25 protein-coding genes are annotated in these 21,146 nt (G+C 61.3%); 17 read left to right on the forward strand and 8 right to left on the reverse strand.

From position 1 onward, the window contains the following. Positions 1–6 precede the first annotated feature (6 nt). From FZZ92_RS08545 to FZZ92_RS08555, 3 genes are read right to left on the reverse strand one after another with little or no spacing between them, the layout of a single operon-like run. The gene (locus FZZ92_RS08545; protein ID WP_226422999.1) at positions 7–1,197 is read right to left on the reverse strand and encodes an aminotransferase class I/II-fold pyridoxal phosphate-dependent enzyme; all 1,191 of its coding nucleotides are present in this window, start codon (positions 1,195–1,197) and stop codon (positions 7–9) included. Further along, complete coding sequence (gene trxA / locus FZZ92_RS08550; protein WP_170952152.1) at positions 1,184–1,510, reverse strand: thioredoxin; 327 nt, start codon at positions 1,508–1,510, stop codon at positions 1,184–1,186. Before trxA ends, FZZ92_RS08545 begins: the two co-directional genes overlap by 14 nt. A gap of 56 nt (positions 1,511–1,566) precedes the next feature. After that, a complete protein-coding gene (locus tag FZZ92_RS08555; RefSeq protein ID WP_115024103.1) occupies positions 1,567–2,340 on the reverse strand; it encodes a PspA/IM30 family protein in 774 nt (257 codons plus the stop codon). A gap of 64 nt (positions 2,341–2,404) precedes the next feature. On the opposite strand from FZZ92_RS08555, the gene FZZ92_RS08560 reads away from it, so the two are divergent. Further along, on the forward strand, positions 2,405–2,926 hold the full coding sequence (locus FZZ92_RS08560; protein WP_226398319.1) for a DUF721 domain-containing protein: 522 nt from the start codon (positions 2,405–2,407) through the stop codon (positions 2,924–2,926). Positions 2,927–2,937: 11 nt separating this feature from the next. Here the strand turns inward: FZZ92_RS08560 and FZZ92_RS08565 are convergent, their stop codons facing one another. Genes FZZ92_RS08565 through FZZ92_RS08575 form a run of 3 tightly spaced genes read right to left on the reverse strand, consistent with a single transcriptional unit; the run spans position 2,938 to position 6,789 of the window. Continuing rightward, on the reverse strand, positions 2,938–4,767 hold the full coding sequence (locus FZZ92_RS08565; protein ID WP_226423000.1) for a glycosyltransferase family 39 protein: 1,830 nt from the start codon (positions 4,765–4,767) through the stop codon (positions 2,938–2,940). Beyond that, a complete protein-coding gene (locus tag FZZ92_RS08570; RefSeq protein ID WP_226398321.1) occupies positions 4,742–5,851 on the reverse strand; it encodes a glycosyltransferase in 1,110 nt (369 codons plus the stop codon). Before FZZ92_RS08570 ends, FZZ92_RS08565 begins: the two co-directional genes overlap by 26 nt. Beyond that, positions 5,848–6,789 carry a DMT family transporter gene (locus tag FZZ92_RS08575; protein WP_226398322.1) on the reverse strand — a complete coding sequence of 314 codons (942 nt, stop codon included), beginning with the start codon at positions 6,787–6,789 and terminating at the stop codon, positions 5,848–5,850. The genes FZZ92_RS08570 and FZZ92_RS08575 overlap by 4 nt, the downstream gene beginning before the upstream one ends. 53 nt (positions 6,790–6,842) lie before the next feature. Here FZZ92_RS08575 and sppA point away from each other — a divergent pair, with 53 nt between their 5' ends. The 14 genes from sppA to FZZ92_RS08645 all read left to right on the forward strand — a co-directional run bounded on the left by sppA (position 6,843) and on the right by FZZ92_RS08645 (position 18,230). Further along, entirely contained in the window at positions 6,843–7,655 is an 813-nt protein-coding gene (sppA, locus tag FZZ92_RS08580) for a signal peptide peptidase SppA (protein ID WP_226423018.1), read from the forward strand. Beyond that, on the forward strand, positions 7,652–8,035 hold the full coding sequence (gene aroH / locus FZZ92_RS08585) for a chorismate mutase (RefSeq protein WP_226423001.1): 384 nt from the start codon (positions 7,652–7,654) through the stop codon (positions 8,033–8,035). The genes sppA and aroH overlap by 4 nt, the downstream gene beginning before the upstream one ends. 76 nt (positions 8,036–8,111) lie before the next feature. Beyond that, complete coding sequence (locus tag FZZ92_RS08590) at positions 8,112–8,687, forward strand: DUF2808 domain-containing protein (protein ID WP_226398323.1); 576 nt, start codon at positions 8,112–8,114, stop codon at positions 8,685–8,687. Positions 8,688–8,733: 46 nt separating this feature from the next. Then, positions 8,734–8,871 (forward strand): 50S ribosomal protein L34, encoded by a 138-nt coding sequence (gene rpmH, locus FZZ92_RS08595; RefSeq protein WP_115024114.1) that lies wholly within the window; start codon positions 8,734–8,736, stop codon positions 8,869–8,871. A 61-nt stretch (positions 8,872–8,932) separates the two neighbouring features. Then, positions 8,933–9,319: a ribonuclease P protein component gene (locus tag FZZ92_RS08600; RefSeq protein ID WP_115024116.1), complete on the forward strand. Its 387-nt coding sequence runs from the start codon at positions 8,933–8,935 to the stop codon at positions 9,317–9,319. Then, positions 9,316–9,723: a PH domain-containing protein gene (locus FZZ92_RS08605; RefSeq protein ID WP_115024118.1), complete on the forward strand. Its 408-nt coding sequence runs from the start codon at positions 9,316–9,318 to the stop codon at positions 9,721–9,723. Before FZZ92_RS08600 ends, FZZ92_RS08605 begins: the two co-directional genes overlap by 4 nt. A gap of 56 nt (positions 9,724–9,779) precedes the next feature. Continuing rightward, entirely contained in the window at positions 9,780–10,910 is a 1,131-nt protein-coding gene (yidC, locus tag FZZ92_RS08610) for a membrane protein insertase YidC (protein ID WP_115024119.1), read from the forward strand. Continuing rightward, positions 10,907–11,443: a DUF177 domain-containing protein gene (locus FZZ92_RS08615; protein WP_226398324.1), complete on the forward strand. Its 537-nt coding sequence runs from the start codon at positions 10,907–10,909 to the stop codon at positions 11,441–11,443. Before yidC ends, FZZ92_RS08615 begins: the two co-directional genes overlap by 4 nt. Next, positions 11,440–12,930, forward strand: a complete 1,491-nt coding sequence (locus tag FZZ92_RS08620) for an AAA family ATPase (protein WP_226398325.1) — start codon at positions 11,440–11,442, stop codon at positions 12,928–12,930. Before FZZ92_RS08615 ends, FZZ92_RS08620 begins: the two co-directional genes overlap by 4 nt. Before the next feature lie 15 nt (positions 12,931–12,945). Beyond that, positions 12,946–13,170 carry a hypothetical protein gene (locus FZZ92_RS08625; RefSeq protein ID WP_115024124.1) on the forward strand — a complete coding sequence of 75 codons (225 nt, stop codon included), beginning with the start codon at positions 12,946–12,948 and terminating at the stop codon, positions 13,168–13,170. Between the two features lie 42 nt (positions 13,171–13,212). After that, the gene (gene serS, locus FZZ92_RS08630; protein WP_226398326.1) at positions 13,213–14,490 is read left to right on the forward strand and encodes a serine--tRNA ligase; all 1,278 of its coding nucleotides are present in this window, start codon (positions 13,213–13,215) and stop codon (positions 14,488–14,490) included. 24 nt (positions 14,491–14,514) lie between these two features. After that, positions 14,515–15,597: an RIP metalloprotease gene (locus FZZ92_RS08635; protein WP_226398327.1), complete on the forward strand. Its 1,083-nt coding sequence runs from the start codon at positions 14,515–14,517 to the stop codon at positions 15,595–15,597. A gap of 57 nt (positions 15,598–15,654) precedes the next feature. Next, positions 15,655–15,957: a 30S ribosomal protein S14 gene (gene rpsN, locus FZZ92_RS08640; protein ID WP_115024129.1), complete on the forward strand. Its 303-nt coding sequence runs from the start codon at positions 15,655–15,657 to the stop codon at positions 15,955–15,957. Positions 15,958–16,064: 107 nt separating this feature from the next. After that, entirely contained in the window at positions 16,065–18,230 is a 2,166-nt protein-coding gene (locus tag FZZ92_RS08645; RefSeq protein ID WP_226398328.1) for a polyribonucleotide nucleotidyltransferase, read from the forward strand. 7 nt (positions 18,231–18,237) lie between these two features. On the opposite strand, the gene FZZ92_RS08650 is transcribed toward FZZ92_RS08645, so the two are convergent. Next, positions 18,238–19,155: a 3'(2'),5'-bisphosphate nucleotidase CysQ gene (locus tag FZZ92_RS08650; RefSeq protein ID WP_115024377.1), complete on the reverse strand. Its 918-nt coding sequence runs from the start codon at positions 19,153–19,155 to the stop codon at positions 18,238–18,240. 26 nt (positions 19,156–19,181) lie between these two features. Between FZZ92_RS08650 and rsmI the strand changes: the two genes are divergently transcribed. Then, positions 19,182–20,039, forward strand: a complete 858-nt coding sequence (gene rsmI / locus FZZ92_RS08655; protein WP_115024375.1) for a 16S rRNA (cytidine(1402)-2'-O)-methyltransferase — start codon at positions 19,182–19,184, stop codon at positions 20,037–20,039. A 19-nt stretch (positions 20,040–20,058) separates the two neighbouring features. Beyond that, positions 20,059–20,295, forward strand: coding sequence for a hypothetical protein (locus FZZ92_RS08660; RefSeq protein WP_115024133.1), 237 nt, complete (start codon positions 20,059–20,061; stop codon positions 20,293–20,295). A gap of 19 nt (positions 20,296–20,314) precedes the next feature. Here the strand turns inward: FZZ92_RS08660 and FZZ92_RS08665 are convergent, their stop codons facing one another. Then, on the reverse strand, positions 20,315–21,061 hold the full coding sequence (locus tag FZZ92_RS08665; protein WP_226423002.1) for a helix-turn-helix domain-containing protein: 747 nt from the start codon (positions 21,059–21,061) through the stop codon (positions 20,315–20,317). Positions 21,062–21,146 lie beyond the last annotated feature (85 nt).

Below are 21,146 nucleotides of genomic sequence, written 5' to 3' on the forward strand. Positions count from 1 at the left end.
CATCGATCAGCCATCCATTGCATCCGCAAGACGCGATGCGGCCTCCACCAGTTCGTTGACGGGCCGTACCAGCGCCATACGCAGCCACTGGCGGCCGCCGGCACCGAAACCCGACCCTGGGGTCAGCGCGACACCGCTGCGCTGGAGCAGTTCCCTGGCGGCATCCTCATCACTCCAGCCCTGACGACGGGCCGCAGCAGGCAAGGGGAACCAGAGGTACATCGCCATCTCTGGACAGGGAACCGACCATCCACGTGCCGTGAGGGTCTCCACCACACGATCCCTGCGCTCGCGATAGATCGGATGCAACTGCTGCGGCCAATCAGGGAAGGCTTGCAACGCCTGGATCGCACCCTGCTGCAGAGCCAGGCTCTGATTGAAATCGATGACAGCCTTGGTGCGACGCAATGCGGCAATCACTGGCGCTGCACCAACCGCAAAACCCAGCCTGAACCCTCCTAGGCACCAGCCCTTTGACAGGGAGAAAAATTCAATGCCGGACGTCCTCCAGTTCGGAGCCTGCAACAGGCAGGGAGGCTGCCCATCCAGGGCAAGATCGACATAGGGATTGTCGTGAGCAATCACCACATCGTGCCGGGCACCGTTGGCCATGATTTGGTTGAGGTCTTCCTGATCCCCGACCCTGGCTGAAGGGTTGTGGGGATAGCCCAGCACGAACAACTTGAGCTGATCCCAGAGCGAGGAGGTAAGTCCCGTCAGATCCGGTCGCCAGTCCTGTTCCGGGGAAAGCGGCAAGGCCTTGGTTCTTGCTGCCGCAAGATGCAGCCCACCGGTGTGGGACGGATAACAGGGGTCTAGATGCAGGGCAGCGTCACCTGCATCGAGCACCGCCAGCGGTAGATGGGCGGTTCCTTCCTGGGATCCCACCAGGAACTGAACCTCCTGCTCGGGATCCACAGCAACATCGAAGCGATGGCGACACCAGTCCGAGACGGCGGCATGCAGAGGCCTCAGACCGGTCTGAAGGCAATAGGAACCGCTGCTGGGGTCCATGACCGCTGAGGCCATCGTTTCGAGCAGGGCCGTGGGTGGCCGTAGATCGGACGATCCGATGGAGAGATCCACCAGATCTGGACGCGCAGATGACGACGCCTGGACCCGGTAAGCATGCTTGGCAGCATCAACGCGGGCGAAAACGGCGCTGCCCAGCGACGCGAGCCGCTTAGAGGTTGGCATCCAGGAAGGACTGCAGCTGCGCTTTGGCAATGGCACCTTCATGCCGCGCCACCACCTCACCGTCGCGGTAGAGGATCAGCGTGGGAATCCCTTGCACCTGATAGGCGTCACGGGTCTTCGGATTGGCATCAACTTCGATCTTGCCAACGCTCAGGCGATCGCCATAGGCATCAGCGACCCAATCCATAAGAGGGGCGATCAGTCGACAGGGACCACACCAGGCAGCCCAATAGTCCACAAGGACAGTGCCGGAAGCCTTCAGCACTTCACTTTCAAAACCAGCGTCGGTGAAATCGGCAACAGCTCCAGCCAAGGCACTCAAATGACTGAACCGATCCTATGGAAAACCGGATGACTTTCCCCGGATGGTCAGAGCTTGTCGATGGATCGCTTCAAATCTTCGAGCTCGGCATCCACTTCCTCCACCTGCACTGGCTTCACAGCCTCGGCCGCATCGGCCGCCGGCAGAGCGACCGCTTCAGGGCCTCCCTTCAGCTGAGCGCGCAACGCTTCGAGATCCTCATCAACGCCACCACCGCTTTCCAGGGCTGCGAACTGGCTCTCAAGATCAGATCCAGCCAGCTCAGCCGCAGCCTGACCGGTGGCCTCCATGGCCTCCACCTTTTCCTCCATCCTCTCGAAGGCAGCCATGGCTGAATCGGTGCCGATGTTGCCGACGGCGCTCTGCAGCTGCTGCTGAGCCTTGGCGGCCTGCGCTCGGGCCTTGAGCATGTCTTTTTTGGTCTTGGCCTCGGCGATTTTTCCTTCGAGGGCGACCAGACTTTTCTTGAGGGATTCCACCTGCCCGTCTTGGGCCTGCACCTGGGATGTCAGTGACGTCGCCGTCTCCTGGAAGGTCTTACGACGGGTGAGTGCTTCACGAGCGAGGGATTCCTCACCCTTTTTAAGAGCCAGCTCAGCACGCTCGTACCAGGTCTTCGATTGGGCAGCGGCCTGTTCAGCCTGGTTGGTCAAACGCTTTTGACTTGCAATCGCGAGAGCAACGGCCTGACGCAACTTGACCAGATCCGCCTGCATGTCGGAGACGGACTGGTCGAGGATCTTGGCCGGGTCCTCCATACCGCTGACAGCAGCGTTGGCATTGGCGCGAACCAGCCTGCTCAGCCGATCAAAGAAACCCATTACTTGGCCTCAGACGCGCTGAGATTAGCGAGGTTCTCGCAACGGTTCTGCCTAGGATTAATTGATGGCGGTTGCACCTGATTCCCAACGGCGGCGTCTCCCGGGCCTGGAACTGCTCCAATCAGCGCCCCCGCCGCCTGCAGAACCTTTGAAAACCTGTCTGGGCGCGCTTCAGAGGGAGTGGCGCAAAGACGATCATCTGGCCGCGCTGTGGCAGGACTGGCCCCGGGTGGCAGGCGCCCAACTGGCTCCTCACTGCCGCCCCTTATCGCTGCAACGTGGAGTGCTGACTGTGGGAGCCAGCCATCCCCAATGGCGCCAGGCTCTCCTCTACAACCGCCCCCAACTGATCAGCGCCCTGCATCAAGCCGGCCATGCGGTGCGTGATCTGCGCATCCAGCAACACCATTCCAATAAAGCCCCAGTTCTGGAGAGCGAAGCCAGCATTTGGGCCCAACATCCAAGTCGCACGGATGTCCATGGCATGGGGGCCTGCCCTGACTGCGGTAGACCGGCACCCAACGGCGAAATGAAGCTCTGGGGGCACTGCGGGTTCTGCCACCGTCAGACGTTGTCTGAGTCATAGAGCTCTACTGCTCAGAAACGCTCAGGACGCGGCTCTCGCCAGTCGGCCTCAACACCTTCGTCCTGCAGGGTTCTTGCCCGTTGCTCAAGGCGACTGCGGTCCAGACGCCACACGTCGTAAATCCCAATGCGTCCCAGCCGCTCAGGTTGCAGGTCGCTCCAGTGATCACGTTGTGCCGTCCCGCGATCGATCAGCACCAGCACGGTGCTGGATGCACCCGGGCTGCCGAGGGGGTATCCCCGCCATCCCCGCCGCTGTTCATGGGCCAGGCGATCCGCAATGTTGACCAGGGCGCCATCGGATTGCCCCTCATACAAGATCACCTGTCTTGTGTAGAAGTGCAGCGAAGGCTTCATGGCGCCAACCATGGCCATTGGTTCTCCGCTGCGCTGTTGCGACAGCATTAATGCTGCAGCGTCGCGGACCGGACGCTGACGCAGACGGTCTGCAAGTTCGGCAATCGGCACCAGAGCCGTGAGGTGAAAGCCCAGCAGGCAGGCCTGCATGGCCAGCAACGCCTGACCAGCGGAGCGTCGCTGCAGCAGCAGCAACGTCCCAAGAGTTGCTGCTGCACTGAACCAGATGGCGGCATGCCCCAAAAGACCACTGGCCAACAGATCCACCGACAACGTCGGCATCTCTGGATCGTCGATCAGCGGAACCCAGAGCGATCCCAGCCAAAAGCCACCAGCCAGGACGGCGATCAGAGCCAGGCTGGTGCCCCAGGCCAGCCGTTGCCAACGCGATGAGCCCAGCGTGGCCTGGGCCACCAGGAGGGCCGCCGCAGGGGTGGCGGGCAACCAATAACTCGGCAATTTTGTGGCTGCTGTGGTGAACAGCAGCAGAACCGCCAACAGCCAACAGGCAGCGAATTGCTGCAATGAATCCTCCGGTGCAATCCGCGATCGAGGCACCCGCGCCAGCCCCAACAACAGGTATGGCGTGAAGGGCAGCGCAGCCACGAGCATTACCGGGCCGAAAAACCACCAAGGCTGGAGGTGATCATTCACCACGGACGTGAACCGTTGAAGATTGTGGTAGCCGAAAAAGCTGTCCCAGAAAGGCTGTCCTTCCACCAGCAGCTCTAGGACGTACCAGGGAAGACTGATCAGGGCCGTCAGCAGCAACCCAGGCAACGGTCGCAGCCTCTGCCAGGGTTGAACGAGATCCCGTCGCAACGCTGCGAACATCAGCAGAGCGAGTCCTGAAAGCACAACAGCGACCGGCCCCTTGGCCAGAACCGCGAAACCGAGGATCACCCAAGCCGGCCACCACGCCACCTCTTGAGGGGCGGCAAAACGACGCCACTGCAGCAACAGGCTGAGACCCAGCAGGCCACATAGCAGGGCATCACTCACCGCGGTGCGGCTCCAGACGAGCACCAGGGGCGAGAAGGCAAATGCCAGCGATGCAATCAGAGCTGTACAGCGGGGACGCGCATCACCGGGGAACGGCCAGCGCAGCAAGGTATCGGCGATGCCAAGCATCAGCCCGACCGTGGCCAAGGCGGAAGGAAGTCGTGCCGCCCAACTTCCGAGAGGATCCCAAACTTCACGTCCGGGGAGGGCGTAACCGAACCCCATCAGCCAGTACACCAGGGGCGGTTTATCGAAACGAGGCAAGCCGTTGACCCGAGGCGTCAGCCAGTCGCCGGTGTCGGCCATGGCCCGCCCCGCTGCGGCGAACAATGGCGGTGTTTCATCCACGACGCCGGTGGATCCCAGCCCCCAGAGCGTGATCACGAGTCCCAGGGCCAGAACAAACGCCAGAACCTGGTGTCGCTGTCGTCCTGAAACATTGACCGACAAGGAACTCTCAGCGCCTGGGGGTGATGCTGACATCCGCCATCAGTCCTGTTCGAATCCAGGCTTCAACACGCTGGCTAAAGACCTCGCAGGAGGCATGGGCCTCAGCCCAGCTGCGGCAGGCGGAGCGCTCAATGCTGCCGACATGTCGCAAGGCCTCCGTAAGAGCGTCAACATCGTCGGGAGGAACCAGCCAGCCCGTGCGGCCTGAACAGATCAGTTCCCCCGGTCCGCCGCGGTCATAGGCGACAACCGGAACACCACAGGCCAGGGCCTCCACCACAACATTGCCGTAGGCCTCATTCCATTTCGGTGTGTTGACCAGAGCGCGGCAGCGCCCCAACTCCTGCTGAAGCTCTGTGGTCGATCGAAAACCGCGCCAATCGATCGTGCCTTCAGGAACACTCGCTTGCACCTGCCGGGCGTAGACCTCATCCTCTCGCAACCCCCAAACAAGAAGCTGTTCTCCTAGGGCAGCGGCCGCAGCAGCCGCATCCTCCAGCCCCTTTTCCGGAGCGATGCGCCCCGCCCAGCCCAGGGGGCCATTCGTCTGCGTCTGAAAGGTGTAGTTGGCCAAGTCAAATCCGTTGCCCACAACATTGGCGGGAGCTGGCAGCTGAAAATCAGCGGCCTGGCGTTGCGTATGGAAAGCGAGGCGGTGCGGGTCCCAGGCGGCGACGGCTTCGATCACATCGCGCATCACCGCAGCCACATCCCCCATGCTGATGAGATGAAAGAGCTTGGCGCTGACCCGTTGCGTCAGCCAGATCGGCAGCCAGTCGTAGCCACCGTTGATCACGGCATCGGCTGATTGACCTGCATCGAGGGCGGTCTCCCAAAGAGCAGGCAAAAGACCATTGCGGGGAATCTCGACCGGTGCAAGCTCTGCGACGTGCTGCCAGCTCGGCTGATTCACACCCTCCACCTCCAGCAACTCAACACCGCTGCAATCGTCGGGAAGTGTTGAGCCTTTGGCGGCCACAACGGTAAGCCTGTGACCACGCCGTACTAGCCCCTGAACCAGCGATCGCAGGGTGAGCTCCACACCACCTCCCTCGCCACTGCCGAGGGCCCCGATTGGCGTGTTGACAACGACGAGATGGAGCGGAGCAGCCGTCATGAAGAGGCGTCCGTGATCGACAGCGGCTCCCAGATTCTTCGCCTTTGACTCACGAAGATCACCGACACCAGCACCATCACAACACCAATCCACTGGAGCAGATCAAGGCGCTCGCCCAGCAACCAACCTCCGGTGGCCAGCGCGAAAACCGGTGTCAGGAATCCCAGGCTGCTGAAACTGGTGAGATCGCGTTGATTGGCGAACCAGAAGAACAGCCCATAGGCCAAAGCGCTTCCGAGAAGGCTCGCGTAGCCCATACGCGTCCAGTCTGTTGCCGTCCAGGCCAGACCAGCATCAGTTCGCTGCAGGGCATGGACCAAAAGCAGAGGAAGTCCCCCCAGCAACATGTGCCATGCCGTCACGGTGACCGGATCGCTGTGGCGTGAGGCAAAGCGAATCAACACCGTTCCAGCGGCCATGGCGACGGCCGCCAGCAACATCCAGCCCTCGCCGGGCTGAAACAGCTGCTGCACCAATGGCGGGTCAGCCAGCAGCCACCAGTGACCCAGCAGCTCAGCGGGCAAACCGATGCAGACGATGCCTGCCAGACCAATGGCCAGCCCCATCCAGCCGATGGGATTGATCGACTCCGTGAACAGAACGCGAGCCATCAAGGCCACCAGCAGAGGCTGGCAATCAATCAAGACAGAACCGAGACCCGCACCAGTCCCCTCCAACCCCCGCGCCAAAAGCCCTTGAAACAAGGTGGCATCCACCAAGGTGAACAGGACGAACCAAACCAGGTCGCGCGAATCGATCGTCAGGCCACGACCGGTGCACTGCCCCCAGAGCAGAAGGGCCAAACCTGCTGGGACCAGTCGCAAGCCAGCGACAAGCCATGGGCCAGCGCTATCGAGCAAAGGAGCCATGGCAGTCATGGCGGTTCCCCAGAGCGCGAAGGGCAGCACCATCAGAAACCAGAGTCGCAGTGACGGCATGAATGGGCGCTTGGGTGCTCTTTTTAAGATCTGGAGTGATGCAGATGCGCAACATGTTCTGGCCCTGGCGGCGCAAATCCCGACGACGAATGGCTCGCATCGTTGTTGACGGCCCCATTACGGGTGCCACCCGGCAGCGGGTGTTGAAAGCTCTGCGGGAGGTGAAGCAGAGGGAATTTCCAGCCTTGCTGCTGCGAATTGACAGCCCAGGCGGCACGGTTGGAGACAGCCAGGAAATTCATGCGGCCCTCCTGCGGCTCAGAGAACAGGGCTGTCGCGTGGTGGCCAGCTTTGGCAACATCTCCGCCTCCGGTGGTGTCTACATCGGCGTCGCAGCGGAGAAGATCGTTGCCAATCCAGGCACGATCACCGGTTCAATCGGTGTGATCCTGCGGGGCAACGACCTCTCCAAGGTGTTCGAACGGATTGGAATTCGCTTCGACACAGTGAAGAGTGGTCCGTTCAAGGACATCCTTTCCCCTGATCGCCCGCTCAGCGATGCGGAACGCGCTCTGCTTCAGGAACTCATCGACAGCAGTTATGGCCAATTTGTGGGCGTTGTGGCGAAGGGGCGAAACCTTGAGGTGGAGACGGTGAAGCGTTTCGCCGATGGACGGGTGTTCAGCGGTGAACAGGCGCAGGCCCTGGGATTGGTTGATGAACTCGGGGACGAAGACCATGCCCGGCGCCTCGCGGCGAAGCTGGTAGAGCTCGACGAGGACGACATCCGTCCCGTCACCCTGGGCAAACAACGCCGAAAACTCAGCGGTCTGCTGCCGGGATCCCAGCTCTTGCATCAACTTCAGCAGCGCCTGTCGCTCGAGTTGATGGGAAGCGGTCAGGTGCTCTGGCTTTACCGCCCATGACCAGCTCTCCCCTCGTTCTGAGAGGCCTGCGTGGGGCCACCACCTGCACGGAGAACAGCACGGTCGCCATCAAAGCCGCTGTGAGCGCGTTGATGGACGCCCTGGTGGATCGCAATGGGCTAACCCCAGACCAGTTGGTTTCAGTGACCTTCTCGGTTACAGCCGACCTGGACGCCTGCTTCCCAGCCGCCATCGCCCGGCGACGCCCCGGCTGGGACACGGTGGCCTTGCTCGACTGCCAACAAATGGCCGTCCAAGGAGATCTCCCTCGCTGCATCCGTGTTCTGGCCCACGCCTGGATTCCTCAGGACCAGACGCCCATGCACCCCTATCAAGGCGACGCACAGCGGCTACGACCAGATAGATCTGGTCACAACTGACAGATCACCCTCCGGCCCCTGAATTCACCGCCCAGCGATTGGACTCAGGAGAATCCCATTTAACGAGACGTTTCCTATGGCCCGTTCCACTACAAGACGTTTGCTCGCTGGAGCCGGCACTGCAGCGGCCCTGCTGATTGGCTCAACACTGACCGGCATTTCAGAGCAGACCGCGAACGCACAGGGCACTCCTGGCCTGATGGAATTCCGCTGGGACACGGACCGCGACTACCGCAAGCTGTACTACTACCAGACCTCCAACATCGAGAGCGACCGCTCTGAATGGTTTCTGACCTTGCGTGAAAAAGACCGCAAGACAGCGATCCTCAAACTCACCGTCACCGTGCCGGACTACTTCGACTCCAAGCTGAAACCCCACCGCATGCGCCTGTGCCGTACCACCGTTGGCGGCATGATGAGCCGGAGCAAGTGCCTCGAAGAGATCCCAGCCGTCATCCAGGTCAACGAAGACCAGACAGCGATTGAAGTCTTCCCCGACACACCGCTGCCTTCAGACGGCGACTACTCGCTTTCCATCAAGTTGTTCAATCCCCAGGGGAAGCGCATGTATCAGTTCAACGCCCTGGTGCAGGCTCCCGGAGATGTGCCGATGTCCGGCTACCGCGGCAGCTGGCTGATTGATGTGGACTGACTGATAAAATCCCAGATTCAGATCGGCCGGTAGCCAGGAGACGTCCATGACTAAGCGCACCCTCGGAGGAACAAGCCGCAAGAGGAAGCGCGTCTCGGGTTTCCGTGTACGCATGCGCTCCCACACCGGCCGTCGCGTGATCCGTACACGTCGCAAACGCGGCCGCGCTCGTCTCGCAGCCTGATCGTTGGGGATGAATCCAGGGGGTTCATCCCGTCTTCGACCCCACTCAACAGGATTGGTTGATGGTCCTTCCCGCCTCCATGCGATTGCGCGGGCATCGATGCTTCAACCGCTTGCACCGATCCTCAAAGCGCCAACACGGAACCTTGATGGTTCTGCGCGTTGCCGCGGGAGACTCCAATCTGCTTCGTCGAGAGCTGCGGGGCATCCAGGATCAGTCCTGTCGCTGCGCTCTGGTGATCAGCAGCAAGGTGAGCAAGCGCGCCGTCAAGCGAAACCGTCTCAGGCGACTTCTGCACACTCACCTGCGTCGACGTTTCGAACGACGTAGCGATCTGGCAGGGCGCTGGCTTTTGATCAGCCTTCGTCCGGAAGCCGCGGAAGCCGAACCCACACAGTTGCTCGAAGAATGCGACAGTCTTCTGAGAAGCGCCGGACTGGATCCATGACCAGCATTCAGGAAGATGTCCACTACGACGGTGGACCAGCCCGCGGAGACCTGATCTTCAACATTCTGCTCGGCTTCACGCTGATCGGTCTTCCCTTCACCATCGGCGCCGTTGTGCGTGCCCTGTGGCTGCGCTTCCGCATCACCAGTCGCCGGATCTCGGTGACGGGCGGCTGGATGGGAAAAGACAAAACCCAAGTGGTTTATTCCCAGATCACCGAGGTCCGCACCGTTCCCAGAGGCTTTGGCGCCTGGGGAGACATGGTGTTGGTTCTCCAGGATGGCGCCAGGCTCGAAATGCGCTCGATGCCTCGTTTCCGGGAGGTGGAGGCCTACATCCTCGAGCGAATCAGCAGCCGGGCTGCAAATGCCCAGCAGAAATCGACTGAAGGTTTCGCCGCCTGAGTGCAGCTGTTCATGCACACTGGCCTCACAACGTCCCGCCCCCCCGTTTCTTCAACGTGATCGGATACATCTCCGACAACCTGCTGATTCCAATCCTGGACTTCTTCTACGGATTGGTGCCCAGCTATGGCTTGGCCATCGTCGCCCTCACTCTCGTCATTCGGATCGCGCTCTATCCCCTGAGCGCAGGATCGATTCGCAGCGCCCGGCGCATGCGTATCGCTCAGCCCGTGATTCAGAAACGACAGGCTGAAATCAAGAGCCGGTTTGCCAACAACCCTCAGAAGCAGCAAGAGGAACTGGGCAATGTGATGAAGGAGTTCGGCAGCCCCCTGGCGGGATGTCTGCCGCTGTTGGTGCAGATGCCGATCCTGTTCGCTTTGTTTGCAACGCTGCGGGGTTCGCCGTTCGCGGACGTTCCGTACACCTTGAACATGAAGGTGATGCCGGCGGACCAGATCGCTGCGGTTGAACCCAAGCCGTTCAACAGCGCCAGCCATTCGATCTTCATTAGCGAAACCGACCACGTTCCGGTGATTGCCAGCCTGCCCCGGGGCACAAAAATAGGCGTTGGCGACAGTGCCATGGTGAACCTTCACACGAAGGATGGTCGAGCCTTCAGTGACGTTCTCACCGGCGTTGAAAACTCTGGACGCTTCGCCCCGAGGTGGGAAGTGACCAAGGGTGATGACATCGTGAGCGTCAGCGATGACGGCACGATCAAGGCAATCGCCGCCGGCGATGCCACCGTTGAAGCGAAGATTCCAGGCCTGGCAGCCCGCAGCGGCTTCCTGTTCATCAAAGCCCTGGGCCAGGTCGGCTTCTATGCCGATGGTGCAATCAATTGGGATATCGCCATTCTTGTTGCCGGCTTCGGCATCACCTTGTTCATCTCCCAACTGCTGTCGGGCATGGGGATGCCTGCCAACCCCCAGCAGTCCACAGCCAACAAAATCACCCCCGTGATGATCACGGGAATGTTTTTGTTCTTCCCACTCCCGGCCGGCGTTCTGCTCTACATGCTGATCGCCAACGTGTTCCAGGCACTGCAGACCTTCATCCTCAGCAAAGAGGCACTGCCCGACAACCTTCAGAAAATCCTGGACCAGCAGATGGCTCAGAAAACGGTGACGGTTTCGGCCACTTCGGGCGGTTCACGGCTGCCGTTTGAACCGAAGGGCAAGTGATCGAGGCACTGGAGCCTGTTCCCCTCCAGGAGCTCCGGGCCTTGGGCACACCGAAGGTCTGGGAGGTTGAGGGAGAGCTCGATCAGCTCCCCTCTCTCACACCAGTACGAGGCCATGTCTCTGCAGAGCACCGCGGCAACGTCTTGGCGGTTCAGGGGAAACTCAGCACGATCGTGACCCTCTGTTGTGATCGCTGTCTGAACCAGTTCAATCAAAACCTCAGCTGCGCCCCCTCTGAATTGATCTGGCTGGGCGCAGCCCCACCAACGGCAGACCAGCTAGAGCATTCTGGAGAGGTCGCCGAGATGGAAGGTCTGGTGGATGTTCTCGATCCACGCGGCGAATTCGATCCCCAGCAATGGGCGTTCGAGCAGCTCAATCTGATGCTGCCCGTCGTGAATCACTGCGGTGATCACTGTCCAGGACCACCTGGCTTAAACCTAACGCCCGTGACCTCAGACTCCACATCGAAGGAGGTTGATCCGCGCTGGCAGGCCCTTCAACAGCTCCAACAGCGGCTGGAGCAGCAATGAGCAGTGCAGCCTGGGGACACCAGATCGACCTTCTGGTCCGTGCACGCACGCCACTGATCTGGGTCCGCAGCAACGAGGAAGCACGGGTTGAAAGCCTTTTGGGAGAAGCCGCTCAGCGACTTGCACGCCAGCTGGTCTGCTGGAATTTCATTGATGGCATCAGCGGGCCGGTGAATGCCGATGGCCAGGGAAGTCGTCAACCGATGGCCATGCTGCAGTGGCTCCAGCAACGGGATGCGGGCAGTCCGACCCTGCTGCTCGCCAAGGATTTTCATCGCTTTTGCGATGACCCTGGCGTCGCCCGGATGCTGCGCAATCTCGAAGGATCGCTACGCACAACACCACACACTCTGGTGCTGTGTTGTGGGCAATGGACACCCCCAGGCGATCTCGAAGAAAGCCTCACCCTTCTGGATCTCCCCCTTCCCGACAACGACGACCTGCGCCGACTGATCAGCAGCATCAGCACCAGCAGCGGCAGTCCCCTCCCAGCTCATGTGTTGGATGAACTGGCGCAGGCCTGCAGTGGGCTCAGTGAGATGCGGGTTCGCCAGGTCGCTGCCCGCTCCCTGGCCCGCCGCGGCCAGCTGGGGCCGGACGATCTTCAAGACGTGCTCGAGGAAAAACGCCAGACCATTGCCCGCAGTGAGGTGCTGGAGTTCTGCCGCAGCGACGCGGGCACGGAAGCCATTGGTGGCCTCGAGGGTCTCAAAACCTGGCTGCAACAACGGCACAGGGCATTCTCGGAAGATGCGCGGCGCTTCGGACTGCCTCTCCCCCGTGGGGTGCTGCTTGTTGGCCCCCAGGGAACAGGGAAGTCACTCACCGCCAAGGCGATCGCCTGCAGTTGGTCCATGCCCCTGCTTCGTCTGGATGTGGGGCGTCTGTTCGCAGGTCTGGTGGGGGCCAGCGAGGCACGCACCCGCGAAATGATCCAACGCGCTGAAGCGATGGCGCCCTGCGTGCTCTGGATCGATGAAATCGACAAGGGCTTCGGGGGAGATGGCCGCAGCGATGGCGGCACAACCCAGCGGGTTCTGGCCAACGTGCTCACCTGGATGGCGGAGAAACAGTCACCGGTGTTCGTCGTCGCCACGGCCAACGGCGTCGAGAAACTTCCACCAGAGCTGCTGCGCAAGGGGCGTTTCGATGAGATTTTTATGCTTGATCTGCCCAGCAGCGCTGAACGCAACAGCATCCTTCAGCTGCATCTGGAACAGAGACGACCTGGGCTGAAGCTTCCCCTAGCGACCGTGGTGAGCCGTAGTGATGGGTTCTCTGGAGCCGAGCTGGAGCAAACCGTGATCGAGGCGATGCACCTGGCCTTTGCCGACAACCGTGAATTGACGGAACCGGATCTGATTGGTGCCGCCTCCCAGCTGATCCCTCTCTCACGCACAGCCAGCGAACAGCTGGAGAAGCTGAAACAGTGGGCGGCCGGCGGCCGCGCCCGCCCCGCTTCTGTTGCTGCAGGTAACGAAGCCTGACGCGGCGTAACGAACGTGGCGCTGGATCAAGGCGACAGCCAGCGCTCTCCCTACGGTCCAACCAATTGCCTGACTCCCGTGGAGCGCCACAACGACATCGCCACCCAGCTGTGTGTGGCCTGCCTCGGCGCTGGTGTGATCACCACCATGGCCGTTGCTCAGGGTCAGAGCCCCCTTACCGCCCTTGGCATCACCCTGTTTTCAGGCATCGCAGCGGTGATGGTTGGCCAGGTGCTCTGAAACGGCCTGCCATAGGCTGCCGGCGCTGACCCCCCTGAAACCGTGCTCGATCAGCGCCTTGTGCGTGACAACCCCGAAACGATCGCCCAGCAACTGGGGCGACGAGGCAAGGCGGTTGATCTCACCAAACTGCAGCTGATCGCTCAGCAACAGCGTGATCTGGAGCAACAACGCAGCAGCCTTCAGGCGGAAGGCAACCAGATCGGCAAAGAGGTCGGCCAGCGGATCAAGGCAGGTGCCGATCCCAAAGGCGAGGACGTCGCCGAACTGCGCCAAAAGGGCAATGCCATCAAGCAGAAGGTGGCTGTTCTTGAGGACGAGGAAAAGCAGCTGTCGAGTGAGCTCAAGCAACAGCTGCTTGGTTTCCCCAACCTGCCGGCCGAAGCCTGCCCTGACGGCCGCAGTGAGGAGGACAACATTGAGGTGCGCCGCTGGGGCAGCCCAAGGGTTGAAGACAACCTGGAAGAGCACTGGCAGATCGCTGAACGCCTGCAGCTGCTCGATACCGAACGATCCGTCCGCATCGCTCAGAGCCGGTTCGTCACCTTGCTGGGCCAGGGAGCACGCCTGGAGCGTGGCCTGATCAACTTCATGCTCGACCTCCATGGGAGCAAGGGGTACCGGGAAGTGCTGCCCCCGGTGCTTGTGAACAGCGCCAGCCTCACCGGATCGGGACAGCTGCCCAAGTTCGCTGAGGAGAGCTTCCGTTGCGCGGATGACGACCTCTGGCTGACACCGACCGCCGAGGTGCCGGTGACCTCCCTACACCGGGATGAAATCATCCCGGCGGATCAACTGCCGCTGCGCTACGCCGCCTACAGCCCCTGTTTCCGCCGTGAGGCCGGCAGCTATGGCCGCGACACCCGAGGTCTGATTCGCCTGCACCAGTTCAACAAGGTGGAGCTGTACTGGTTTGTACATCCGGATCACTCCGAGGAAGCCCACCAGCAGATCACCGCTGATGCAGAAGCTGTGCTGCAAGCCCTGGAGCTCCCCTATCGAGTCTTAGACCTGTGCACCGCCGACCTTGGCTTCTCAGCGCGCCGGACCTACGACCTCGAGGTCTGGCTGCCTGGGGCGGGTGCCTACCGGGAAATCTCCAGTTGCAGCGTCTGTGGCGATTTCCAGGCGCGACGTTCCTCCATCCGCACCAAAGAAGGCAAGGCAACGAAACTGGTCCACACCCTGAACGGCAGCGGTCTGGCCATCGGCAGAACCATGGCGGCCCTGCTGGAGACCGGTCAACAGGCAGACGGCAGCGTTCTGCTGCCCAAAGCCTTAGTGCCTTACGTCGGCCGCGAGCGACTCCAGCCAGAATGATCCGATCAGAATCCTGACGGGGATATGAACGTATTGGCGGCCCTCCTGGTCCTTGCTCTACTGATCGTGGTGCATGAAGCAGGACATTTCCTTGCAGCCACGCTCCAGGGCATCCGCGTCAGCGGCTTCTCGATCGGCTTCGGTCCTGCACTGATCAAGAGGCAACGTCGCGGTGTGACCTACGCCCTGCGGCTGTTTCCCCTTGGTGGCTTCGTCGCCTTCCCTGACGACGACGAAGACAGCACGATCCCAGCGGATGATCCGGATTTGCTGCGCAACCGGCCGATCCCCCAGCAAGCCCTGGTGGTTGCAGCGGGGGTGATGGCCAATCTGGCGTTGGCTCTGGTGGTGCTGTTGGGTCAGGCAGCTTTTGTCGGTGTTCCTGCCGCGCCGGAACCGGGGGTCCTGGTGGTTCAGGTGCAACCTGGTGGAGCCGCCGCCCGCTCCGGCCTCCGTGCCGGCGACCAGATCCTCAGTCTGAACACCAAACCCCTCACTGCAGGTCAACGCGGCGTCGAGGCAATGGTGCGGGATGTGAAAGCAGCACCGCAACAATCCATCCGTGTGGAGCGAAAACGGGGGGACGAGACGACCACCGTTCAACTGATCCCCGACGATCAGCAGGGCATGGGGAAAATCGGGGCCCAACTGCAAGCCAACATCAGCGGAACGATGCGCCCAGTGCGTCATCCCGGGGAACTCCTTCTCACCACCGGCTCCCAGTTCAGCCAACTGCTGCAGCAAACCGTGCGTGGCTACGCCGGTCTGTTCATCAACTTCAGAGCCACGGCAGGCCAGGTGAGTGGTCCGGTGAAGATCGTTGAAATGGGGGCTCAGCTCAGCCAGCAGGGGGGATCGGGGTTGGTGCTCTTCTCAGCACTCATTTCGATCAATCTGGCGGTGCTCAATTCGCTCCCGCTGCCACTGCTCGATGGCTGGCAGATGATGATGCTTGCGATCCAATCCGTTCGCGGTCGTCCTGTTTCGGAACGGATTCAAATGGCCTTTGCACAATCTGGTTTTCTTCTTCTGGTGGGTCTCACCCTTGTGCTGATCGTGCGTGACACCAGTCAGCTGCCCGTGGTTCAGCAATTGATGGGTCGCTGAGGCAGAGAGGGCGCCCGTGTATCGTTGACGATTCAATCGCTCGCTGCCCCCCGCTGCATGGCCAAGAAGTCGATGATCGCTCGCGATGTGAAGCGCAAGAAAATGGTTGAGCGCTATGCGGCGAAGCGCGCAGCACTGATGGCAGCGTTTAATGCAGCCGAAGATCCGATGGATCGTCTTGAGATCCACCGCAAGATTCAGGCTCTCCCCCGCAACAGTGCACGCATCCGTGTTCGCAACCGCTGCTGGGCCACAGGCAAGCCCCGCGGTGTTTATAGGGATTTCGGCCTTTGCCGCAACCAGCTTCGTGAGCGCGCCCATAAAGGAGAACTGCCCGGCGTGGTTAAGTCCAGCTGGTGATCCATTCCTCGCCATGGCGTTGTCACGGGGAGGTTTGACCTCCCCTTTCTTGTGAAGAGCAGCCATGAAATGTCAGACTTGGGATTGACAAAAGGACATAAGACGTCGTGCAAGGACAAACCCAGTCGATCTCCTTTGACGGACGTGAGATTCGACTGACCACCGGGCGCTTTGCCCCTCAGGCGGGAGGATCCGTCTTGGTGGAGTGTGGCGACACCGCCGTGCTTGTCACAGCAACCCGTTCCGGGGGCCGTGAGGGCATTGATTTCCTGCCACTGATCTGCGACTACGAAGAGCGCCTCTATGCGGCTGGGCGCATTCCCGGCAGCTACATGCGTCGTGAAAGCCGCCCACCAGAACGGGCCACCCTCACGGCTCGGCTGATTGACCGCCCCATGCGGCCCTTGTTCCCCAGCTGGATGCGTGATGACCTGCAGGTGGTGGCCACTTGCTTGTCTCTCGATGAAAGGGTCCCCGCCGATGTTCTGGCGGTAACGGGCGCTTCCATTGCCACCCTTCTGGCAGGCATCCCTTTCAACGGCCCCATGGCGGCGGTGCGCGTGGGTCTGCTGGGGGACGATTTCGTCCTCAATCCGAGTTACCGGGAAATTGAACGGGGTGATCTGGACCTCGTGGTCGCCGGAACCCCTGACGGCGTGGTGATGGTCGAGGCCGGTGCCAACCAGCTGCCGGAACAGGACGTGATCGAAGCGATTGATTTCGGCTACGAAGCGATCTGCGAACTCATCAAGGCTCAGGAACAACTCCTCAAGGATCTGGGCATCACCCAGGTGAAGCCGGAGACCCCCGAACAGGACAGCACAGTTCCCGCCTATCTGGCCAAGCAGTGCACCAAAGCCATCAGCGCTGTCCTCAGCAAATTTGATCAGAGCAAGGAGGAACGGGATACAGCCCTTGAGAAAGTGAAGGGCGAGGTTTCAGAAGCCATCGCAGCCCTCAAGGACGACCATGCCGTCCGCCAGGCTCTGGCCAGCAGCTCGAAGTTGCTCGGCAACAGCTTCAAGGCGCTTACCAAGACGTTGATGCGTCAACAGATCCTCAAGGACGGCAAGCGCGTCGATGGACGTGGCCTCGACGAGGTGCGTCAGATCAGTGCCATGGCCGGAGTCCTGCCGCGCCGAGTGCACGGCTCAGGTCTGTTCCAGCGCGGACTGACCCAGGTGCTGTCCACCGCAACGCTGGGCACTCCCAGCGATGCCCAGGAGATGGACGACCTCCATCCCAATACCGAGAAGCTGTATCTGCACCATTACAACTTCCCTCCCTACTCCGTCGGTGAGACCCGGCCGATGCGTTCACCCGGACGTCGTGAAATCGGCCACGGAGCGTTGGCCGAGCGGGCCATTCTTCCCGTTCTCCCTGAGAAGGACACCTTCCCCTATGTGGTGCGTGTGGTTAGCGAAGTGCTCAGCTCGAATGGCTCCACCTCCATGGGTTCTGTTTGCGGCAGCACCCTGTCCCTGATGGATGCTGGTGTGCCGTTGAAAGCCCCCGTGAGTGGCGCTGCCATGGGCCTGATCAAGGAGGGCGATGAGGTGCGGATCCTCACCGACATCCAGGGAATCGAGGATTTCCTCGGCGACATGGACTTCAAGGTGGCCGGAAGCGAAAAGGGCATCACAGCCCTGCAGATGGACATGAAGATCACCGGCCTGCCAGTGAAGACGGTGGCCGAAGCCGTCAATCAGGCGCGCCCGGCGCGACTCCACATCCTCGAGAAAATGCTCGAGGCGATCGACACACCGCGGGACAACCTCTCTCCTCACGCCCCACGCCTGCTCAGCTTCAGGATTGATCCTGAGCTGATCGGCACCGTGATCGGTCCCGGCGGACGCACCATCAAGGGCATCACCGAACGCACGAACACCAAGATCGACATCGAGGACGGCGGCATCGTGACCATCGCGTCCCACGATGGTGCTGCAGCTGAAGAAGCCCAGAAGATCATCGAAGGCCTGACCCGCAAGGTCAACGAAGGCGAGGTGTTCTCCGGGTCGATCACCCGCATCATCCCCATTGGTGCCTTTGTGGAGATCCTTCCTGGCAAGGAAGGCATGATCCACATCTCGCAGCTGTCCGAAGCGCGGGTGGAAAAGGTCGAGGATGTCGTGAAGGTGGGCGACGAAGTCACCGTGCGGGTACGAGAAATCGACAACCGCGGACGCATCAACCTCACCCTGCGCGGTGTGCCCCAGGCCGGTGAGACCTCCGAGGTGGAGCCTCAGCCCACCCCGGTAGCACCGCTCAGCTGATCAGGTCTCAGACCTGAAAGCCGGGATCGATCTCGGCCATGGCCCGCGTCGCACGCTCTCCGAGCTCGGCGTGGGCTTTTCCATGGCTGGCGATCAGACAGCCGGCCTGACGAACATCGCCGGTGTTGTAGGTGAGGTCGGCCTGATCCGAATGGGTGAAGCGACCACCGGCTGCCAGCAGCACCGCTTCCGGAGCCGCCATGTCCCAATCCTTGGGAGCGCTCTTGCCGGATAGGGAGACGTAGAGGTCGGTTTCGCCTCTCAGGATCGTGGCCACCTTGAAGCCAACGCTGCCCACTGCTTTGGAACCGCCGAGATTGAGGGCATCAATCAGCTTCACCAGACGGTCGTCGCGGTGGCTGCGGCTGGCCACCAGGATTAGATCCGAAACCGCGGTTCTGTCGCTGAAGCGAACCGGCGACCGCTCACCTTGACGGTCTTCACACCATGCTCCTTCGCCGACGATGCCGATCCAGAGTTCGTCGGCTTCCGGCAGCAGCACCACCCCAAGAACGGGGCGCCGCCCCCGCACCAGAGCCAGATGAACGGCGTATTCGCCTGTGCCCTGCAGGAAATCCTTGGTGCCGTCCAGGGGGTCGAGGATCCAGAGCCACTCTGCAGGCAGTGGTTGGCCTTCAGTGAGCTGCTCCTTAGCAGTCTCCTCACTTAACAGCGTCCAGTCGGCATCCGCAAAGGAGCTGGACAGACCATCCAGCAACCACTTGTTGACGGCCAGGTCAGCCGCAGACACCGGCCCCTCTCCGCCGTCATCAACACTCAAAGCTTTGGGAAAACCGTGAGGGGGTTGCTCACCGCGGGCATAGGCCCGCAAGATGTCGGCTGCTCCCCAGCTGAGGCGACGAAGTTCCGTCAGCAGAGCCTCCTGGTTGACGCCGGAGGGGAGAACGGCAGAGCTGGGCATCATGATCAATGCAGGCGCTCGCCATTGTGATGCAGCGGGATGAACCAAGCGGCGGCAGCCTCTATCTGGTGGGCACCCCCATTGGTCATCTGGGGGATCTATCCCCGCGAGCCCGCGACGTGCTCAAGAACGTCGATGTGATCGCCTGTGAAGACACCCGCCACAGCGGACAGCTGCTGAGCAACCTTGGCGCCAGGGCCCGCAAGGTGTCCTTTCATCAGCACAACACCCGCACACGCGTGCCCCAACTTCTGGATGTTCTGGCTGAAGGGCAAAGCCTCGCCGTGATCAGTGATGCAGGCCTGCCTGGCATCAGCGACCCCGGCGAAGAACTGGTGGCCGCTGCGCACCAGGCCGGCCATCCGGTGATCTGTATTCCAGGCCCCTGCGCAGCCACCACTGCTCTTGTGAGCAGTGGATTGCCCAGCGGACGCTTTTGCTTCGAAGGATTTCTGCCTGCCAAGGGGAAGGAGCGACGGGCCCGCCTCGAAGCCATCAGCAACGAAAGTCGAACCACCGTGCTGTACGAAGCACCACACCGACTGATCACGCTGCTCGAGGAACTTCAGCAACACTGCGGAGGAAGCCGTGCCCTTCAGGTGGCACGAGAACTGACCAAACGCCACGAAGAGCAGGTAGGGCCGACGGTGGAACAAGCCCTGCAGCACTTTCAGCATCACCCCCCGCAGGGTGAATGCACTGTTGTGCTGGGAGGAGCACAACCGGCAGAGCCGGAGGAACCCGACGACAGTGACCTGCTCAAGCAACTGCAGGCGTTGCAGGATGCCGGCGCAACCGCCAGTGACGCGGCACGGCAACTGGCCCAGGCCACAGGTCTGTCAAGACGACGGCTGTATTCCCTCCTGCACCAGGGCACGTCAAACTGAGCCTGTCGACGGTTGTGCTGTGTTGATTCGCCTGCGTCTTCTGCTGATCAGCCTGGGGAGTGGTCTGCTGCTCCTGCTGCTGCTCTGCCTTGGAGCGCAGAACCTTCAGGATCGCCAAGCGCTCAAGCTTGGGGGGCAGCGCTCCGTTCCTCTTCCCACCGGTTTTCTCGTGGGGATAGCGCTGGTGATTGGCGTGATCAGTGGCGGAACAAGCACCGCTGTCTTGCTTCCCGATCAACGCGATCGATTCGATTAGTGGTGTTCAGCTGGATCGCTCAGGCGTCAAGCGCGATCAGCGTTCCATCCAACACCAGCCTTGTGATGCCTCGGGCAAGCAGATAGCTGCTGGTGCGCTGAAAGACAGCGGTATCGGGGACCTTGATCACTCTTTGGCTGCGACCGCACTGGCGTTTGGCCTCTCGAGGACTCGCAAACAGACACAGCCCCTGGCGTGTCTGCTCGGCGTCATCCAGGAAGCCCAACTCTGGAAACTCCTTGAGGGGCCGGGCATCCAGCTCGACCACCTTGTCGACGAGCATGTAGGCGCTGTCAGGGAGCAAATCGACACTGAACGGTTGCGCCTGATTCAGCGGTCGATCAGTGAGGTCGCCAACACCGACGAGGGGCACGAGCTCTGTGAAAGTCTCAGTGATGCCGATGTCGTCGTCTTCGTTGAGCTCTTCTTCAGCGTCCTCGCCGAAATCATCAGCGTCATCGAGGGCCAGACTGCTTTCATCACCTGTGAGGGAGTCATCCTCGGGCTCCTTCTGTGGGGATGCAACAGCAGGGGGCTCCGGTTCAGCCTGAATGACGGGATTGACCGGGGGAGAGGCCGTCGATCCCTTGAGGCGAGTGGCTTTCAGCGCGGCATAAGCATCAGCTGGCAGCAGTGACTTCACCGTGCGGCTGACGGTATTGGGGCTGCAGCCGAAGGCCTCAGCCAAAGCAGCTGTTGACTCGCCGGCCTTGTAGCGACCGACCAGATCCTGCTTCTCGCTGTCGCTGAGACGACGCGGCGCCATTGATGCCGACCAACAGCTCATCACCTTAGGAGGCATAAGGCATGGAAATCCAGCCCGCCTGAAGCAGCCTGCCAAAATGAGATCG

This window comes from Synechococcus sp. MU1611, assembly GCF_020514255.1.
In the GTDB taxonomy this organism is placed as follows: domain Bacteria; phylum Cyanobacteriota; class Cyanobacteriia; order PCC-6307; family Cyanobiaceae; genus Parasynechococcus.

What these genes read in the sequence shown, in the direction of transcription:
- FZZ92_RS08545 (WP_226422999.1), bottom strand. Translation starts at nt 1,197, where the DNA reads ATGCCAACCTCTAAGCGGCTCGCGTCGCTGGGCAGCGCCGTTTTCGCC.
- FZZ92_RS08555 (WP_115024103.1), bottom strand. Translation starts at nt 2,340, where the DNA reads ATGGGTTTCTTTGATCGGCTGAGCAGGCTGGTTCGCGCCAATGCCAAC.
- FZZ92_RS08560 (WP_226398319.1), top strand. Translation starts at nt 2,405, where the DNA reads ATGGCGGTTGCACCTGATTCCCAACGGCGGCGTCTCCCGGGCCTGGAA.
- FZZ92_RS08565 (WP_226423000.1), bottom strand. Translation starts at nt 4,767, where the DNA reads ATGTCAGCATCACCCCCAGGCGCTGAGAGTTCCTTGTCGGTCAATGTT.
- FZZ92_RS08570 (WP_226398321.1), bottom strand. Translation starts at nt 5,851, where the DNA reads ATGACGGCTGCTCCGCTCCATCTCGTCGTTGTCAACACGCCAATCGGG.
- FZZ92_RS08575 (WP_226398322.1), bottom strand. Translation starts at nt 6,789, where the DNA reads ATGCCGTCACTGCGACTCTGGTTTCTGATGGTGCTGCCCTTCGCGCTC.
- sppA (WP_226423018.1), top strand. Translation starts at nt 6,843, where the DNA reads ATGTTCTGGCCCTGGCGGCGCAAATCCCGACGACGAATGGCTCGCATC.
- aroH (WP_226423001.1), top strand. Translation starts at nt 7,652, where the DNA reads ATGACCAGCTCTCCCCTCGTTCTGAGAGGCCTGCGTGGGGCCACCACC.
- FZZ92_RS08590 (WP_226398323.1), top strand. Translation starts at nt 8,112, where the DNA reads ATGGCCCGTTCCACTACAAGACGTTTGCTCGCTGGAGCCGGCACTGCA.
- rpmH (WP_115024114.1), top strand. Translation starts at nt 8,734, where the DNA reads ATGACTAAGCGCACCCTCGGAGGAACAAGCCGCAAGAGGAAGCGCGTC.
- FZZ92_RS08600 (WP_115024116.1), top strand. Translation starts at nt 8,933, where the DNA reads ATGGTCCTTCCCGCCTCCATGCGATTGCGCGGGCATCGATGCTTCAAC.
- FZZ92_RS08605 (WP_115024118.1), top strand. Translation starts at nt 9,316, where the DNA reads ATGACCAGCATTCAGGAAGATGTCCACTACGACGGTGGACCAGCCCGC.
- FZZ92_RS08620 (WP_226398325.1), top strand. Translation starts at nt 11,440, where the DNA reads ATGAGCAGTGCAGCCTGGGGACACCAGATCGACCTTCTGGTCCGTGCA.
- FZZ92_RS08635 (WP_226398327.1), top strand. Translation starts at nt 14,515, where the DNA reads ATGAACGTATTGGCGGCCCTCCTGGTCCTTGCTCTACTGATCGTGGTG.
- rpsN (WP_115024129.1), top strand. Translation starts at nt 15,655, where the DNA reads ATGGCCAAGAAGTCGATGATCGCTCGCGATGTGAAGCGCAAGAAAATG.
- FZZ92_RS08650 (WP_115024377.1), bottom strand. Translation starts at nt 19,155, where the DNA reads ATGATGCCCAGCTCTGCCGTTCTCCCCTCCGGCGTCAACCAGGAGGCT.
- rsmI (WP_115024375.1), top strand. Translation starts at nt 19,182, where the DNA reads ATGCAGCGGGATGAACCAAGCGGCGGCAGCCTCTATCTGGTGGGCACC.
- FZZ92_RS08665 (WP_226423002.1), bottom strand. Translation starts at nt 21,061, where the DNA reads ATGGCGCCGCGTCGTCTCAGCGACAGCGAGAAGCAGGATCTGGTCGGT.